This window comes from Shewanella sp. WXL01 (assembly GCF_012263345.1).
Classification (GTDB): Bacteria; Pseudomonadota; Gammaproteobacteria; order Enterobacterales; family Shewanellaceae; genus Shewanella; species Shewanella maritima.
Genome location: NZ_JAAIKQ010000003.1, coordinates 624,634 through 641,719, shown reverse-complemented (window position 1 = coordinate 641,719; position 17,086 = coordinate 624,634). Strand labels below are relative to the sequence as shown.

Genomic DNA, 17,086 nt, shown 5'->3' with positions numbered 1-17,086 from the left:
CGACATATCGGGTTCGAACCGATGACCTAAACCTTGGCAAGGTTTCGCTCTACCAACTGAGCTAATGTCGCGTTGTCTATATTTATACTCTGTTGACTAGAGTTTTGCTTCAAAGCTCATTTTGTAAGGTTTCAACTTTCCACCTTTAGCAACTGAGCTAATGTCGCATATTGTAAACTTGGTTAAAGCAACAACCTAATCAGTTATCGGCTAGTCCGTTGTCTACGAGGGAGCATTCTACCGATTTAACCTTTGCTGTCAAATGCTGATTTGGTGTTATTTAACTGTTTGCACAGTTATTAAACTTATTGGCGTTTTTGCGCGCTATTCTCTGGTTAAATCTTTCCAAGCAGCGGCAATGTAAGCAAACATAGACCAACAAGTTAAGATTGCGGCAAAATAAAATAGACCAAAAGCGACATTAGTTAACAGCTCATTTGGTTTCCAAATTAAGCCAATAATCGCCACCATTTGCGCAGCGGTTTTATACTTACCAATCCATGACACAGCGACTACACCACGCTTGCCAATCTCAGCCATCCACTCGCGTAATGCAGAAATCACAATCTCGCGACCAATCATAAATAATGCCGCAATGGTAATAAACAAGTTATCGTATTGCTGCACTAGCAACACCAACGCCGTTGACACCATCACTTTATCCGCAACGGGATCGAGAAATGCACCAAATCGAGTTGATTGATTCAGCTTTCTCGCTGCGTAACCATCAAGCGCATCGGTTACCGCAGCCAACCAAAATACAAATGCAGCAGCAAATGCCGACCAACTATGCGGCATATAGAAAAGAACCACGAATACTGGCAACAGCAGCAGTCGAAAGAAAGTTAGAGCAATGGGGATATTGAACGGCATTAGTAAAACCAATTGTATATAAGCTGCGCCATCTTGCCTTAATTTTACCCTGCCCGCAATGCGTCATGGATTGTTTGTGCCATTTCTAGGCTAATACCTGGCACTTTTGCCAATTCAGCCACACTGGCGCCTTTAACCTCTTGTAAACCACCTAAATGTTGCAGCAATGCTTTACGACGTTTTGGTCCAACTCCGGCAATGGATTCTAAGGTTGAGGTGTTACGTGTCTTTTGACGTTTATTTCGATGGCCGGTAATCGCAAACCGGTGAGACTCATCCCGAATATGCACCATCAAATGAAATGCTGGCGAGTCATTTGGCAGCTCAAACGATTGTTCCGTGCCACCAATTAAAAAGGTTTCCAGCCCCATCTTGCGGCCCTCACCTTTGGTTACACCAATGAGTAATGGCGGCTTATCCAAATTTTGACATTTATCATCAACCACTTTTTGGGCGATTCTGAGTTGACCAATACCACCATCAATAAACAAGATATCAGGTACCTTGCCAGAGTTATCGATTTTATCGAAGCGTCTAGAAATGGCTTGCTGCATAGCGGCGTAGTCATCACCTGCTGTGATACCACTAATGTTATAGCGACGATAATCTGCTTTATGCGGCCCTTCACGATTAAATACCACACATGAAGCAACCGTGCTTTCGCCCATGGTATGAGAAATATCGAAACACTCCATACGGCCAATGGGCGTTGATAACTCTAACGCTTCTTCGAGCAGAGCAAAGCGCTGCTCGACCGTATTCTTATGCGACAGTCTAGTCACAACCGCGTTGTGCGCGTTAGTTTCAGCAAGCGCTAAAAACTTTGCTCTATCGCCTCTTACTTGAGTTTTAATAGCAAACTTTTTCTCTAGTGCGGCCTCAATAGACTCTTGCAGTGACTTGAGTTCAGCAAATTGGTGATTAATGATCACTTCTTTAGGCACTGTGCGCTGAATATCAGCGTTTAAATAAAACTGACTAATAAACGCACTTAAAACTTCATCAAGCTCAGTCTCTGCTGGTACGCTCGGATAGTAACTGCGTGAACCAAAGATTTTGCCTTCACGCACAAACATTAAATGAAAACATGCAATACCCGACGCATAATGCACGCCAATCACATCCATATTACCGCTTTGGTTTGACACTTCTTGCTGCTCAGCAACCCTTCTTAACGCGGCAATTTGGTCTCGATAACGAGCTGCAGCTTCATATTGCATATCAATGGCCGCCTGCTCCATTTTAGCAACCAAAGTACTGATGACTTGTTTGTCCTTACCTTTTAAAAACAAGGTGGCAAGCTTAACCTGCGCTTGATATTCCTCATCAGACACAATGCCAACACAAGGCGCACTGCATCTATCTAACTGATACTGCAAACATGGACGCGAGCGAGATTTATAATACACGTCCTGACACTGGCGGATGGGAAACAGCTTTTGCATCAGGTGCAAACTTTCACGCACTGCGCCACCATTAGGGTAAGGTCCAAAATACTGGCCTTTTTCGCGGCGTGCGCCACGGTGATAGGCTAGCCGAGGGTGTTTGTGACCGCTTAGCAGGATATAAGGATAGGATTTATCATCACGCAGCAATACATTGTACTTAGGCATGTATTGCTTGATGTAATCGTTCTCTAACAGCAGAGCGTCAGTTTCACTGTGAGTGACTGTGACATCGATATTGGCAATGTTTGATACTAGCGCCTGCGTTTTAACATTAGGCAGATTAACGCGGAAATAGGAGCTTAAACGCTTTTTAAGATCTTTCGCTTTACCTACATAGATCACCTGCTGCGCGTTATCATACATGCGATAAACGCCAGGGGCGGAAGTGACAGTTTTTAAGAAGGCTTTAGGGCTAAAACTATTAGGCATGGTGACACCATTTGGCCGCAGCAAGTTAGGCGCTGCAGCCTAAAACGAAACTTAGAATGAGCTGGTGTCGAGCATTTTATAACGAATTGCTAAACGAGTTAACTCGACGTCGCCACTGATATCAAGCTTGGCAAACAAGCGATAGCGGTAACTGTTTACTGTCTTCGGGCTTAGATTGAGCTTCTCAGAAATATCATTGACTTTTTCGCCGCTGGTGATCATCAACATAATCTGCAGTTCACGCTCCGACAAACTGGTAAATGGGTTTTCATCAGTATGACTAAACTGGCTCAGTGCCATTTGCTGGGCAATTTCTGGTGAAAGGTAACGCTGACCACGAGATACCTGAGTAATCGCACGTAACACTTCAGGAGAGGTTGAGCCCTTCGTAAGGTAACCTGAAGCTCCTGCTTGCATCACCTTAGTTGGAAATGGGTCTTCTGTTTGTACTGTGAGTACGATGATTTTTGCTTCTGGCTGATAACGCAAGATTTTACGGGTAGCTTCAAGGCCGCCCATTCCCGGCATATTCATATCCATTAAAATCACGTCAGCCTCATTCTGGCGCGACCACTGCACGGCTGTTTCGCCATCAGGCGCCTCACCCACCACTTTTATGCCGCGTTCATCTTCAAGAATGCGCTTAATACCGGTTCTAACCAGTTCGTGATCATCAACCAAATATACAGAAATCAACTTCATCCACCTATGTAATATGCGGTAAATGCCTTCTACCGAGGCTTATCACACTAGCTATTGAGGGAATTAACCATTAACTAGCTAACTGAATCTAACATTAATCAGAAGAACGCTACAATAACCGACTGCAACAATTCGCAACATCATTATCTCTAATTGCTGCATAATCAAACAATTATGCTTAATAACAACCCTGAATCATCAATTACCGTTAATCGCTAAACTTCGCCATTCAGTGTAATCACTAACTGCCGTGAGCCACCATGATTACGATGCTCACATAAATAAATGCCTTGCCAAGTACCTAGGTTTAACTGTCCTTGGGTGATAGGAATACTATGACTCACGCCGATAATAGTGGATTTAATATGCGCGGGCATATCGTCACTACCTTCATAGGTGTGGCGATAGTAAGGTGCATCTTCTGGTACAAAGTGATTAAAGTGGCTTTCGAAATCGTGACGCACTGTAGGATCAGCGTTCTCATTTAGCGTCAATGATGCCGATGTGTGTTTGAGCAGTAAATGCAATAAACCCATTTTCACATTCGCAAGCTCAGGGATTGCACTTAATATTTCATCATCAATTAAATGAAATCCTCTTTTTCTCGGCTTCAAACTAATTGTCTTTTGTAACCACATATCCTTTCCTTTCTACAGATGACAACGTAAGGAATATCTCATCACTAATTTGCACCATAGCATAAGTGCTATGGGCTTAAATACGTATGGCTTTGAAACACAAAAAACCGAGCGCCGCTGCACTCGGTTTAGTTAGACTCGCATCTGTGATGAATAAGCTGTGATATGTAAAGCTAACGAATATACGAGGCTAAACTGCGAAGCTTAAACCACAGCTCACCAAGGGTGTTCATGATCCCCTGGCTCTGGGTATATACAATGACATCGACCTGCCCGCCAACTTTAAGCACATCTTCAGCGACATTCGGTGCAACCTTAACCATAACCGGGAAATACTGAGGCTCAGCCAACCAGCTTGATTCGAGCTTGGTGTTGTTGGGTGCTTCTACACCTACATGAACGCCATAATCGACATAAGCGACTTCACCATCAAAGACTTCACCAGGTGCAAAATCGAGCGCAAACTGTACTTTGTCACCACTATTGATATTGCCTAGATGATTCTCTTTAAAGCTTACTTCCACCCATACAGCATCTGATGCCAGAAAATGACTGATTTTGTCGCCAGCAGCAACGTAAGCGCCGTTTTGAATATTTAGCTGAGTAACATAGCCATCTGCTGGTGCAGTGATTTGCGTACGCTCAAGATTCAACTGAGCTTGCTCAAGGTTTATCATCGCAGACTTAACATTATTGTTGCTGCCACCTTCGTCAGTAAATTTTTGCTTGGCGGCCAAAAATCGCTCGGTTGCAGCAGCAAGGTTTGACTCAGCCACACTGAACTCTTGCTTGATATCAGCACTTTGCGCCTCTGGAATCTCGCCATTTGCCACTTTATCCAAGGTAGTATTTAGCTCTGCTCTGGCTTGCTCGAATACAACTTGCGCTTGCTTAACATCGTTTTGAGCAACACGTAACGCCTTTGAAAGCTCGCCAATGTTTTTACCAGCAGCAGTTACTTGTTCCTCAGCCTGGCGCAATGCCAGCTCGAAATCAGTTGAGTTTAACCTTGCTAGTACATCACCCTGGCTCACCTTCTGATTTGGGCTAACTAAAACTTCAGTAACCTCACCTGCGACTTGCGGCGAGATAGCGACAACTTCACCTTTAACTTGGCCCAACTCAGAGATGGGCACTGTACGTTGACCAACAACATTTAAGCAAACGGCGCCAAGGGCAACTATCGCAGCACTTGTAGCCCAGCGTTTATAATTTAAAGAAGAACGGGTTTCGCTACCACCTTGATTACTCGAAGTACTAGCTTGATTGAGTGTCGACTCGTTAGGATTGGTGCCATCTGAGCTTAAATTTGTTGACGTATCCACCGCATGAAGATGAATATCAGCCACTTTAGCGTTATCTTTTTTAGACTCTTTGAGATCTGCCGAATCACTACTTTTAATATCAGGGCTATTGGTATCAGGGTTAGTCACTTTAGGGTCAGCTGCTTTATTATTGTCATTATTCATTGACTACTCATTCCTTAGAGTCAGTTTCAGTAAAATGTGTCCACATATAACTTCAATTTGAAAAGGCGATGTACACATATTCACCGCCATCAAAACTGCAAACTTAACATTCTACTAACATTAACAAATAAGTCTACTTGTCGATAAACCTAAACTAAAACTAAGCTTTAGCGATTAACCGTACAAAAATGAGCGTTGGTATCTGCAACAAAGGCCTAGCCGTTTACACAACACGCAATATAAAAATGGGAAAATGAAAACGTAGTAAACAAAGTTCTGAATAACGAATGGGCTAGACTCACAGATTCAAGTAAATTGGAATAGATTGACCCATAAAGCAAAAATCCCGCTTAACTTTCGTTAAGCGGGATTCTCTAAATATGGCGGAGAGATAGGGATTTGAACCCTAGAGGGGCTACAAACCCCTGCCGGTTTTCAAGACCGGTGCATTCGACCACTCTGCCATCTCTCCGAACGCCGCGAATAATATGACAAGCTAACGGGCGTGTAAAGGGCTAATTAAAAAAAACTGTTCAACTGTGTACTTTACAACCAATATTAACGTTACACGCTGCACTATCGTCTTACATTACTCGTTGTAACTTGCTCGATTCTCTAAGTTCATTAGTGATGCTTTGGCACTAAAGAGTGAAACTAAAGCTAAACAAACCAAGCTTGCAGTAATTAGACAAGGGCCTGTTCATCTTTCAAGATTATTTTTGCAGCGGCTTGTTGGAAATTTATACAAGGCAACGACTTTGATGTGTGGTTGTTCCACATGATAAGTCGTTAACACAGTAGAAATGACAACAAACGCTGCCTGAAAGGTTCGTTTAAAAGCACCTAGGCTCTTAGCTAAGAGTTCTGCGTTGCGAGCCACTTATTTAGTCGGCTAAACGGCATAGCTCGCATCTTGATTAAAGTGCTTTTAATTCGAACAAACTCTAATCAGCAAAGATCAACAGGCCCTAGCTGTTTATGCTAAAATCCACTGCAATATCGAATACATAGCATTCAATTAGACCGAAATATATGACACAGACTAAGTTAGCTAGTGCAACGCTTGCCCCGCAATACCATATTCCAAGCCAGTTACCCGCAATAAGCTACCCAAGCCATTTGCTTGTCGGACAAGAGAAATTAGTCGACAGTTTCAACCTAGCTAGTGGCATCGAAGCGCAGCAACTATATATTGCAGACTACACAGGGATTGACCGTATCGCCTTGTTTGATGCCTTAACCCTGCAAGCAAACACACCTAGCGACACATATTTAGTTGCAGTTAAACGCACTGATAACACAGTTGCATTTGAGTGGCAGCAGCAATTGCCTAACGATAAAGTCGGCACTATAGCGTCACAAACTAAAAGTCATATCTACCTCAATGGCCGCATCACGCGCCAACAACTAGTGGGTAAGGTGGTTAATAAAGGTAGTGGCAGTCAATACTTGCCTGGAGCGCTAGCACAGCATCACTATGTCTATATCTGCGCAGAGTCTTTGTATAAACGAGAAGGTATGTGGGAACTCGTGATGCAAATTCTTGATAACCGCAAGTATCGAGTCAACAGTGAACTTGCAGAGATCCCACTTAATAGCAAAATTGTTCTGGTTGGCTCAGGTTTGTTGTTCAGCCATATGCGCCAAGAAGACAGCGTATTTGCCGAGCATTTTCCAATTTTAGCGGAAATGAGTCATGAGCTGGATCTGACCAAATATAAAGAATCTCAATATATACAATGGCTACAACAACTCGCTAAAAAACACCACGTTGAGCTAGATCAATCAGCTATTTTACCGCTGTTTTGGTACAGCGCTAAGTTAGTCGAACATCAACAGCGACTCAGCCTAAACATGTTGGCCATGTCACACCTTATGGCTCAGGCGCAATATTTCGCGACCAGTAATAACAGCTCGATGCCAACTAAAGTTGGTGCAACCGCGATTGCAACCGCGATTAACAAACAAATTGCCCGCCACAACACTTCTGAAGAGTTTTCCGCTCAAAGCTTTGACGACAAGTTCATAAATCTCGCCACCGACGGTGAACTCATAGGTCAGGTTAATGGTTTAACCGTTATCGATACTGGAGACTATAGCTATGGCGAGCCTGCGCGCATTACCACTAGTGTGCACTACGGCGACGGTGAAGTGGCTGATATTGAGCGAAAGTCTGAGCTTGGCGGTAACATTCATGCCAAAGGCATGATGATCCTTTCTGCATGCTTATATCGTATCTTTGGGCGAGACGCGCCTTTGCACCTTAACGCCAACATTGTTTTTGAACAGTCTTATCAGGAGATTGATGGTGACAGTGCTTCACTAGCTGAATATTGCTGCCTAATGTCTGCCATTGCCGAAAAGCCCATTAAGCAGTCCATTGGCGTCACAGGTGCATTAGATCAATTTGGCAATGTTCAGGCTATTGGTGGCATTAACGAGAAAATTGAAGGCTTTTTCAACATTTGTCGCAGACGAGGGCTAACGGGTACTCAAGGCGTCATTATGCCTTCTGCAAACGTACTGCAATTAAACCTTAATCCAGAGGTGATAAAAGCAGTCAACGATGGTCAATTTGCAATCTATGCCATCGACCATATGGACGACGCAATAGAGCTATTGATGCAAATACCAGCTGGCGAGCCAGATGACAACAACACGTTTGCACCAGACTCACTCTACGGTTTAGTTCAGCAGCGCCTTGACCGCCTAGCAGGACACGAAGAAGTTGAAGAGTTGTCGCTTTTAGGGCGCATATTACAAAAATTTAATCGATAATCGGCATGAGAATATAGTGATCGGAGTTGTTTAGCTTACACGTGTTCGCTATCTTGTTGCCATCAAAATTCACACTAGAGTGGTATCAAGTTAAATGGAACGAGCAAACAGCTTTACAAAAGAAGAACTAATAGCCTGTGGTCATGGCGACTTATTTGGCCCAAACAGCCCTCGCCTGCCAATTGATAACATGCTAATGATCGACCGTATTACGACTATCAATGCTGATGGTGGTGAATTTGGTAAAGGCGAGATTGTAGCTGAGCTTGATATCAACCCGGATCTTTGGTTCTTCCAATGCCACTTTGCGGGCGACCCAGTAATGCCTGGCTGTTTAGGTCTCGATGCGATGTGGCAACTTGTTGGCTTTTACCTAGGCTGGGAAGGCGCTGAAGGTAAAGGTCGTGCATTAGGGGTTGGTGAAGTGAAGTTCACCGGACAAGTGTTACCCGAGGCAAAAAAGGTGACCTACAAGCTTACATTGAAACGTAAAATTCACCGTAAGCTGGTTATGGGTATTGCCGATGCTGTAATGGAAGTGGATGGCCGTGAAATTTACAGTGCGACAGATCTAAAAGTTGGTATTTTTACAGATACTTCAACGTTCTAAACCAAAGTGTTTTATATGCAGTTCTAAGCGGTAAGTTTGCCGTGTTAATTATCGTGCTTTTCTAGACGTTTTCTTTTCAATGCCCTCCCCCTTTGCAAGTGAGAGGGCATTTTGTTATTAGTTAAATCAAAACTATTTGTTAAATAAACCCGATAAGCGACCGTCTACGCCCTCTCGCCAACCACCAAGCCATTGTGACCGTGAATCTAAGTTGGCATAAGGACAATTCTCTTTAGAGCGCCCTCCAATCCCTGCTTGAAATCCTTTTGAAAAAGCTCTATCTAAACGATCTCTTTTTTGTCTTTTCATGCAAAACGTCCTCTTAAAGTTGTCCATGAAATATCAGTCTCTCAAGCAACATCAGGACTCGATATAAACAAGGGTGACCCACTAATATCGACGTTAACGCTAGCATTGCACTAATCGCTTTTTTCGCTGCTCATTTACTGTATTTCGACACTATGAATAGATCGTTTTTTCGCCAAGATCAATCGAAAAAAACGATCAGTTTAACGATCATTTATTAAACTATTGAGAAGCCTTTCAAAAAATATTTTTACTATTTTCACTGGATTTTTCGTGGGATTGAGCTAGGCGGCCTGAACAACTTGGTAAATACACATTCAAATTTAATCACACTTAATCAAACTTAATCAAACTCAATCAAACTCAATCAAACTCAATCAAACTCAATCAAACTCAATCGAGGTATATCTAGGTTAATCGAGCTAGGTTTTCATTAAGTCGTATTCTTTTCCGGCCAAGACAGCCATCGAGGCAAGGCACCCTCCTGAATAACCGTCATATGCTGACCAAGAAGACTGTTACCAAAAATCTAATAAAGGTAACGATAGTATGCCGATGATCGTCTGAGCTTTAAGTCACCACTCAATTTTATACTCATCCACAACTTACATACTTTTAATGGTCTTTCTCACATCATATTTCACACGCCACAAACAAAAGCGCCGTAGTATTTACTACGGCGCTTTAATCTATTTATGCTTGAAATGTTACTTGAAGAAACGTCTTCTCAGTAACACTAAAGGTAATGCTAACAGCCATACTAAGCTAGCAGCACCTTTTCGCTCATATGGCTTGTCTTCGTTATCATCTACCACTGTACAAGCTTCAGCGCCACTTGCAGGCTTTAACACAACCATACGTGGAATGTTAGTCGTTAACGGGTTACCGTTACCATCTAGCGCGAAGTATGGGCGGTTGTTCTCACCAATAATTAGATTACCTTCATCATCATATTGATACTCAGGCTTACGAACAAACGCGGTACCAACAATGGTGCCATCTTCAGCGACACTGTTAGCTTCAACAAGGTAAAAGCTAGATTCATAAGTTAATTGTTTACCATCACCATCGGTAATCGTAACCTTATGACGTTCCCAGTTATTGTCATCGTTACGCTTATATCCTTTTGACTCACAGGTAAGCTGGTTATTTAAGTTAACAAAGTCACCATCGTTGTGGTTATACAAGAAAGCAGCCTTAGCACGTGGCTTATCTTTCTCGTAAGTCACTTCAATGTTACCAACGACCATACCGGCATTGTTAATGTCTTTTGGATACGAACTGAGCTCAGATAGGCCATTAGCAAAGTCGTTTGGTGTCGTCACCTCTGTATCACCAGAGTTAATGTCGTAAATAAAGAACTTATTACGCTGATACCCTTGTATATAACGCTGGTAGTAACCCACCATCAAACCATCGTCATTAATATCGTAAGCAAGGCCGAAATACTGATCATTGTTTAAAGGTGCACGATGATGCTCATACACACCCTCATCATTTTTCACCCAATAAGCAGGATCTTGATACAAGGTATCGCTGCCGGTGCGGTAGGTGTGGGAGCGACCAACAACAACACCGTTATTGTTAACACCTAGCCCTTGTGCCACGTACGTTGCGGTCGAGTTTTCTTCAGGCTCCAAGCCTAACGGAAGCTCGGTAAAGGTAGGCGAGCCGTTGGCGTCAAGTGTCGCTAAGTCCCATACACCAGCTCGAATCTGGTATTGAATATAGATAATGCTATTCGAGTTAGGATATTGGTTATTTTGAATACAAGCTTCAACTGGTACAGGTGAATCAGTTTCTGCAGAGCTTGCCGCTTGCGTAACACAGTTATTAATGGTCGACTTACTGGTCTCTGCAATATCAGTAGATACATAACCTGCAGCTAAATTGTTATTACTCACAGCGGCAAGTAGTGAGTAACCACCTAGCTCAACATCTTGCTCTGGCAATTCGTCCGTCGCTTCAAACGTATAAGTCGTATAAGGCGGAATAAGGTCATACTCAGTACCGGTAACAACCGCTACGCCGCGCTGCTCAAAATCGCGGTAGTACCAAAACTCTTGCTCTTCATCAGTCCCTTCATATGGCAAAGTTTTTTCTACACCAGAGCGAGAACCAACTTTGGTATCATTGTTATTTAAGCCATACAAATAGGTATCAATCGAATTAACGACCAATTCACCTTCATCATCACGCTCAGATGGCGGTGTTGTACCTGCAATACTAAAAAATGTAGGCGTCCAAGCGTCGACAGGATCGTTTTCTTGAGCAGTAAAAGTAAAGTTATTAGCTTGTATAGGGCTTAACACAGAATAGGTAAGCGTTTCTTCAGGCTGTAAACCATCTTCAGGGTTAATGATACCGCTGTTAATATCATCATCGGTCAACAGCTTTTTACCCTTAGAAATACCAATAAGCTCATTATCAGCATTCAGCCCCATACCATAACCGTTACGGGTATTTTCAAGCGTACCATTCAAGTCGACTTCAACTAGGCCTGTCTCGTCGTTAAGTACTTCAGTGATATTTTGGATTTCGTACACTGGAGCCGCGTGAGCAGAGCTAAGCGAGGCCAACACACCCGCAGCCACTAACGATAAGGCTTTGTCCAACTTTAACTTCATTTAGTTAATTCCTGTTATTGTTATTTACTGCTTAAGCGACTCGAGTTCTTCCCAGCGCTCAAAACAGGTCTCTAATTCTTGTTCTTTATTAGCAAGTGACGTCAAAGTGTCATTTACTGCTTGTTGATCTTGGTTATAAAAATCAGCACTGCTAACGGCTTGTTGCATTAACTCGAGTTCTTGCTCGAGCTGTTCCATCTTTGCAGGTAGCGCTTCTAACTCACGCTGCAATTTGTAAGAGAGTTTTTTAACAGTCTTTTCAGCTTGCTTTGCTACCTTGGGCTTAACTGCCTCTGGCTTTTCGACAACAGGATCAGCTTCAGGTTCCTCAGAATAGAATTTTGCTCCTTGAGAAACCGCGTCCTGATAGCCACCAACAAATTCGCTCCAGTGACCATTACCGGCAAACCACCAGCTACTTGTGACCGTGTTATCAATAAACTCACGGTCATGGCTCACAATCAGCAAAGTACCTTGGTACTCAGTTAATAGCGACTCCAGCAGCTCAAGTGTTTCAATATCGAGATCGTTGGTTGGCTCATCGAGAATAATTAAGTTTGCCGGGCGCAATAATAAGCGCGCTAATAGCAGGCGGTTTTTCTCTCCACCAGACAAGGCTTTTACCGGCGTTCTGGCTCGCATCGGCGAGAATAAAAAGTCCTGCAAGTAACCTAAAATATGACGGTCTTGACCGTTTACAGTAACCGTACTCTTGCCTTCACCAACGTTCTCTTCAACCGTCTTTTCTGGGTCAAGGGCTTCACGATACTGATCAAAATAAGCAACTTCAAGCTTGGTACCGACTTTAATTTCACCTGACTGAGGCTCAAGCTGTTCAATTAATAGTTTGATTAACGTTGACTTACCACAACCGTTAGGACCAATCAGTGCAATGCGGTCGCCGCGCATAACAGAAGTCGTAAAGTTTTTTACCAAAGATTTTTCAGGAATTGAGTAATTAATATCTTTCACATCAAACACTAACTTACCTGAACGCTCAGTATCGCCCACAGACATTTTTGCGTTACCTTGACGCTCAAGACGAGCTTTACGCTCAACCCTTAATGCCTTAAGTGCTCTTACCCGCCCCTCATTACGGGTGCGGCGAGCTTTAATGCCTTGACGGATCCAAGCTTCTTCTTCAGCCAACTTTTTATCGAAATGGGCATTTTGCTCAGCCTCGACTCGCAGCCATTCAGCCTTACCTTCAAGATAAGCTTTATAGCTGCCAGGCCAAGAGGTCACCACGCCGCGATCTAAATCAACGATGCGCGTTGCCATGCGTTGAATAAAACCACGGTCATGGCTAACAAACACAATTGCACCTTTATAGCTCAGTAAAAACTGCTCGAGCCATTCAATGGTATCGATATCCAAGTGGTTAGTTGGCTCATCGAGCAATAACAAATCAGGCTCGCTTACCAAAGCGCGAGCAAGTGCCACTTTACGTTGCCAGCCACCAGAGAGTTCTGACAAGGATTTATCAGGGTCTAAACCTAAACGTTTACAGTTTTGATTAATGCGGGTATCAAGCTGCCAACCATTGTTGTGGTCAAGGGTTTCTTGCAGCTGCTGCATTTGCTTAAGCATTTTATCCATTTGCTCAGGCGCAGCATCCGACACAGCAACTGAAAGCTCATGATAACGCTCAAGCATCTCACCGATTTCTTGCAAGCCACCTGCAATAAACGAATACACAGTGCCTTGCTCTGCTTTCGGTGGGTCTTGCTGCAAACGACTAACTGCTATGTCGTTAGCAATATTGAATTCGCCATCATCAAGCTTAATGTCACCGGCAAGCACTTTCATTAAACTAGATTTACCCGCTCCGTTACGGCCGACAATACAGACTCGCTCACCCTCTTCAATGGTGAAATCGGCATTTTGCAGCAGTGGAGTATAACCATAGGCCAGCGAGCCATTATTAATTCGAACTAGACTCAAACTGAGCTCCCTATAAATTGTTGTAACTGCTCAAGGTCAAAAGGCCAATTTAGATCGCGTTGGCCATCACTAAATACTGGGATACTTGTGCCATATTTATCGGCTAAAGTTTGCTGGTCACAAATATCAATAAGCTGATACGAAACCTGTGCACCTTCAAGTAGTGCTTGCTCTATAAGTGCTTGAGCAAGCTCGCACAAGTGGCAGCCATCGGTGTGATAAAGGCGAAACCTGTTGTTATTCATTGACCTTGTCTTGTTATTATTTTGCGTTGTGTTTTCTAGGCTAGCGCGTTGACTATCTTGCTCAAGCGGCTAGCCACTAGTGTTTAAGTTATTTCTGTTCGAGCTACTTCTATTCAAACTACTTTGCGTAAGTCAAACGCCACACATTATGGATCTGTGGGTTACGCTTAAAGTCTTGCGGCAAACACTGACTATCGATGTTCTTTACGTCAATACCAATGGCATTCAAGCCATCAATATCCATCTTAAATTTACGCTTGTTGTTAGAGAAAATAATCTCACCATTTGGCGCCATCAGTTTGACCAAGTCAGTCAGCATGGCCAAGTGGTCACGTTGTACGTCCCAACTATCTTCCATACGTTTAGAGTTTGAAAAGGTCGGCGGGTCGATAAAGATCAAATCAAACGCTTGGTGATCATTATCTTTAATCCATTGCAGGCAATCGGCTTGCACAAATTGGAACTTTCGATCGTTTAATCCATTGAGTGCAAAATTCTCTTTTGCCCAGTTCAGGTAAGTATTAGACATATCGACAGTAGTGATTGACGATGCGCCGCCTAACGCTGCATGCACTGACGCTGAGCCTGTATACGAGAACAAGTTAAGTACGCGCTTGCCCTGAGACTTCTCACCGACTAATTTACGGGTGACACGATGATCGAGGAACAAACCTGTATCAAGGTAACCGGTCAAATTAAGCTTAAAGCGCGCATTGTATTCTTGGGTGATCACCTCAAGCTTTTGAGAGTCTAGCTTTTCATACTGATTCGTACCCTTTTGGCGCTCACGGGTTTTCAACGTGATATTGTCAGGGTTAATACCCAAGGCATGTGGTAGCGCTAAAAGCACATCACTAATACGCCTCTTGGTTACCGCTTCTGGAATAGATGACGGCGCAGCATATTCCTGGATCACGACATAATCGACATACTTATCGATAGCGACATTGTATTCAGGCAGGTCGGCGTCATAAATTCTGAAGCTATCAATATTCTCGCGCTTAGCCCACTTAGTCAGCTGCTTCATGTTCTTTTTAATGCGATTGGCGAATGCTGGGGCGATATCTGCCACATCAACACCTTCGGGTAACTCTGGCGCACTGCGACGGGTGCTTTTCGCATGTAAAGTATAAAGGTTAAAGGCACATTCTAACGCACCATTAAACATCTTCATTTGCTTGTCAGCTTTTAGCTTTAGCGAAGAAAGTAACTCAATATCGCTACAAAGCATGGCAACCTTCCAGCCACCAAACTCCTTCTTAAACTTGTCGCCAAGCTGATAGTAAAGCTGCAGTAGCTCTGAGATATTACCTAAACGCTCACCGTAAGGAGGGTTAGAGATTAAAAAGCCCTCGCCGGCTGGCGGAGCCACATTCAGCGCGTTCGCAACATTAAACTCAATAAGGTCGGCCACGCCTGCATTTTGCGCATTGCGTTTAGCCAGCGCAACTAAGCGAGAGTCGATGTCTGAGCCGTAAAACTTAACTTCGCAGCGAGTTTTACCTAACGATGCGCGTGCTTTTGCCTCTTCAACTACCTCTTGCCACACAGCTTTGTTGTGGCTGCGCCAGTGCTCAAAACCGAAACGTTGACGCTGCAAACCAGGAGCAATATCTGCGGCAATCAGTGCAGCTTCAATCAATACCGTACCACTACCACAAAATGGGTCTAACAAGGTAGTTGGCTCATTTTGCCAACCACAGCGCGCGAGCATGTTGGCAGCTAAATTTTCTTTAAGCGGCGCTTCACCAGTAGTTGAACGGTAACCACGTTGGTGCAGCGCTGAGCCTGAGAAGTTGATAGCAATGGTAATTTGGCCATTACGGTAGTGTGAATCGATACGAATATCGGGATTGACTCGCGACACATCTGGGCGCGACTCACCATCATCACGGAAACGGTCTACAATGGCGTCTTTAATTTTAAGCGCGCCAAACTGAGTGTTATTGATGAAGCCACCCGTGCCGTGGAAATCAATACTAAATGTGCTGCGATTAGAGAAGTGCGACGGCCAGTCAATACAATATGCAGCGTTATACAATTGCTCAGGCGAGTCACATGGGCCTTTGTAGATAACCAATACAATACGGCTAGCGAGGCGAGTCCACATGGTAATGCGGTATGCCAGCTCTAGCGGAGCCGAAAAGTACACCCCTGCCACACTCTCCTTGACTTGTTCTGCTCCAAATCCTTTAAGCTCATTAGCCAGACTGTATTCAAACCCTTTTGGGGCTGCAGCAAAAAAATTAAACATGTATCTATCAATCGCCTTCTCAAAATTCAGTCGGACATTATACCTGCTAGGCGACTTATACCCAATGACTTATCTGCTTTGATTAGGGTAAAAGCCTATCTATTTGCAGAAACGACAATAACTCGCTGACAAATCAATCAAGTTGGATAAATAATCGCAAAACCGTACATTTTCACAGCAAACGGTGACACTTTTATGATTTATCGCTTGCAAAGGTTCTGAGGTATCGTTATAGTTCGCCCCGCTTTGAAGGACAGCACATATCGACTAGAGAGTGTGAACTTTGAAGACAACAATACGGACGCGGGATGGAGCAGCTTGGTAGCTCGTCGGGCTCATAACCCGAAGGTCGTCGGTTCAAATCCGGCTCCCGCAACCAATTTTTTTGGTATGTTCGTAGCATTCTTGCCTAAATAGAATTAAAACAATTTAGCATCCGGACGCGGGATGGAGCAGCTTGGTAGCTCGTCGGGCTCATAACCCGAAGGTCGTCGGTTCAAATCCGGCTCCCGCAACCAATTCTTTCTAAATAGAATCAAAACAGTTTAGCATTCGGACGCGGGATGGAGCAGCTTGGTAGCTCGTCGGGCTCATAACCCGAAGGTCGTCGGTTCAAATCCGGCTCCCGCAACCAATTCCCCTTCTTAGATTTACCTATTATTTTTTAAATAAAAATCCCAGGCTTAAATATCAAACGTACTTTAGCTGTTATGTGATGAATCACCTTGGTAGCTCGTCGGGCTCAGCTCTTATAAACACCGGG

At 43.7% G+C, this 17,086-nt stretch carries 12 protein-coding genes and 4 tRNA genes; 5 read left to right on the top strand and 11 right to left on the bottom strand.

From position 1 onward, the window contains the following. Positions 1–324: 324 nt before the first annotated feature. From pgsA to G3R49_RS11460, 6 genes are all read right to left on the bottom strand, one after another. The gene (gene pgsA, locus G3R49_RS11485; RefSeq protein ID WP_130601909.1) at positions 325–873 is read right to left on the bottom strand and encodes a CDP-diacylglycerol--glycerol-3-phosphate 3-phosphatidyltransferase; all 549 of its coding nucleotides are present in this window, start codon (positions 871–873) and stop codon (positions 325–327) included. A 44-nt stretch (positions 874–917) separates the two neighbouring features. Next, positions 918–2,750 carry an excinuclease ABC subunit UvrC gene (uvrC, locus tag G3R49_RS11480; protein ID WP_167869724.1) on the bottom strand — a complete coding sequence of 611 codons (1,833 nt, stop codon included), beginning with the start codon at positions 2,748–2,750 and terminating at the stop codon, positions 918–920. Between the two features lie 51 nt (positions 2,751–2,801). Next, positions 2,802–3,446, bottom strand: coding sequence for a UvrY/SirA/GacA family response regulator transcription factor (gene uvrY, locus G3R49_RS11475; RefSeq protein WP_130601905.1), 645 nt, complete (start codon positions 3,444–3,446; stop codon positions 2,802–2,804). Positions 3,447–3,667: 221 nt separating this feature from the next. Then, complete coding sequence (locus G3R49_RS11470) at positions 3,668–4,090, bottom strand: secondary thiamine-phosphate synthase enzyme YjbQ (RefSeq protein ID WP_167869723.1); 423 nt, start codon at positions 4,088–4,090, stop codon at positions 3,668–3,670. Positions 4,091–4,263: 173 nt separating this feature from the next. Then, positions 4,264–5,559, bottom strand: coding sequence for an HlyD family secretion protein (locus G3R49_RS11465; RefSeq protein ID WP_167869722.1), 1,296 nt, complete (start codon positions 5,557–5,559; stop codon positions 4,264–4,266). 381 nt (positions 5,560–5,940) lie between these two features. Then, positions 5,941–6,031, bottom strand: a tRNA-Ser gene (locus G3R49_RS11460). A gap of 560 nt (positions 6,032–6,591) precedes the next feature. On the opposite strand from G3R49_RS11460, the gene G3R49_RS11455 reads away from it, so the two are divergent. Continuing rightward, on the top strand, positions 6,592–8,337 hold the full coding sequence (locus tag G3R49_RS11455; RefSeq protein WP_167869721.1) for a Lon-insertion domain-containing protein: 1,746 nt from the start codon (positions 6,592–6,594) through the stop codon (positions 8,335–8,337). 94 nt (positions 8,338–8,431) lie between these two features. Further along, positions 8,432–8,947 carry a 3-hydroxyacyl-[acyl-carrier-protein] dehydratase FabA gene (gene fabA / locus G3R49_RS11450; protein WP_130601897.1) on the top strand — a complete coding sequence of 172 codons (516 nt, stop codon included), beginning with the start codon at positions 8,432–8,434 and terminating at the stop codon, positions 8,945–8,947. Between the two features lie 132 nt (positions 8,948–9,079). Here fabA and rmf read toward each other — a convergent pair whose 3' ends face one another. The 5 genes from rmf to rlmKL form a co-directional block, all read right to left on the bottom strand. Next, positions 9,080–9,256, bottom strand: a complete 177-nt coding sequence (gene rmf, locus G3R49_RS11445; RefSeq protein WP_130601895.1) for a ribosome modulation factor — start codon at positions 9,254–9,256, stop codon at positions 9,080–9,082. A gap of 704 nt (positions 9,257–9,960) precedes the next feature. Continuing rightward, a complete protein-coding gene (locus G3R49_RS11440) occupies positions 9,961–11,880 on the bottom strand; it encodes a DUF3466 family protein (protein ID WP_167869720.1) in 1,920 nt (639 codons plus the stop codon). A 24-nt stretch (positions 11,881–11,904) separates the two neighbouring features. Next, entirely contained in the window at positions 11,905–13,824 is a 1,920-nt protein-coding gene (locus tag G3R49_RS11435; protein WP_167869719.1) for an ABC transporter ATP-binding protein, read from the bottom strand. Beyond that, a complete protein-coding gene (locus G3R49_RS11430) occupies positions 13,821–14,069 on the bottom strand; it encodes a glutaredoxin family protein (protein WP_130601891.1) in 249 nt (82 codons plus the stop codon). Before G3R49_RS11430 ends, G3R49_RS11435 begins: the two co-directional genes overlap by 4 nt. Positions 14,070–14,187: 118 nt before the next feature. Then, positions 14,188–16,323, bottom strand: coding sequence for a bifunctional 23S rRNA (guanine(2069)-N(7))-methyltransferase RlmK/23S rRNA (guanine(2445)-N(2))-methyltransferase RlmL (gene rlmKL, locus G3R49_RS11425; protein ID WP_167869718.1), 2,136 nt, complete (start codon positions 16,321–16,323; stop codon positions 14,188–14,190). Positions 16,324–16,625: 302 nt separating this feature from the next. Between rlmKL and G3R49_RS11420 the strand changes: the two genes are divergently transcribed. The 3 genes from G3R49_RS11420 to G3R49_RS11410 all read left to right on the top strand — a co-directional run bounded on the left by G3R49_RS11420 (position 16,626) and on the right by G3R49_RS11410 (position 16,957). Beyond that, positions 16,626–16,702: transfer RNA gene (locus G3R49_RS11420), tRNA-Met, on the top strand. Between the two features lie 62 nt (positions 16,703–16,764). Beyond that, a tRNA-Met gene (locus tag G3R49_RS11415) sits at positions 16,765–16,841 on the top strand. A 39-nt stretch (positions 16,842–16,880) separates the two neighbouring features. Continuing rightward, a tRNA-Met gene (locus G3R49_RS11410) sits at positions 16,881–16,957 on the top strand. Positions 16,958–17,086: the final 129 nt, after the last annotated feature.

What these genes read in the sequence shown, in the direction of transcription:
- pgsA (WP_130601909.1), bottom strand. Translation starts at nt 873, where the DNA reads ATGCCGTTCAATATCCCCATTGCTCTAACTTTCTTTCGACTGCTGCTG.
- uvrC (WP_167869724.1), bottom strand. Translation starts at nt 2,750, where the DNA reads ATGCCTAATAGTTTTAGCCCTAAAGCCTTCTTAAAAACTGTCACTTCC.
- G3R49_RS11470 (WP_167869723.1), bottom strand. Translation starts at nt 4,090, where the DNA reads ATGTGGTTACAAAAGACAATTAGTTTGAAGCCGAGAAAAAGAGGATTT.
- G3R49_RS11465 (WP_167869722.1), bottom strand. Translation starts at nt 5,559, where the DNA reads ATGAATAATGACAATAATAAAGCAGCTGACCCTAAAGTGACTAACCCT.
- G3R49_RS11455 (WP_167869721.1), top strand. Translation starts at nt 6,592, where the DNA reads ATGACACAGACTAAGTTAGCTAGTGCAACGCTTGCCCCGCAATACCAT.
- fabA (WP_130601897.1), top strand. Translation starts at nt 8,432, where the DNA reads ATGGAACGAGCAAACAGCTTTACAAAAGAAGAACTAATAGCCTGTGGT.
- rmf (WP_130601895.1), bottom strand. Translation starts at nt 9,256, where the DNA reads ATGAAAAGACAAAAAAGAGATCGTTTAGATAGAGCTTTTTCAAAAGGA.
- G3R49_RS11440 (WP_167869720.1), bottom strand. Translation starts at nt 11,880, where the DNA reads ATGAAGTTAAAGTTGGACAAAGCCTTATCGTTAGTGGCTGCGGGTGTG.
- G3R49_RS11430 (WP_130601891.1), bottom strand. Translation starts at nt 14,069, where the DNA reads ATGAATAACAACAGGTTTCGCCTTTATCACACCGATGGCTGCCACTTG.
- rlmKL (WP_167869718.1), bottom strand. Translation starts at nt 16,323, where the DNA reads ATGTTTAATTTTTTTGCTGCAGCCCCAAAAGGGTTTGAATACAGTCTG.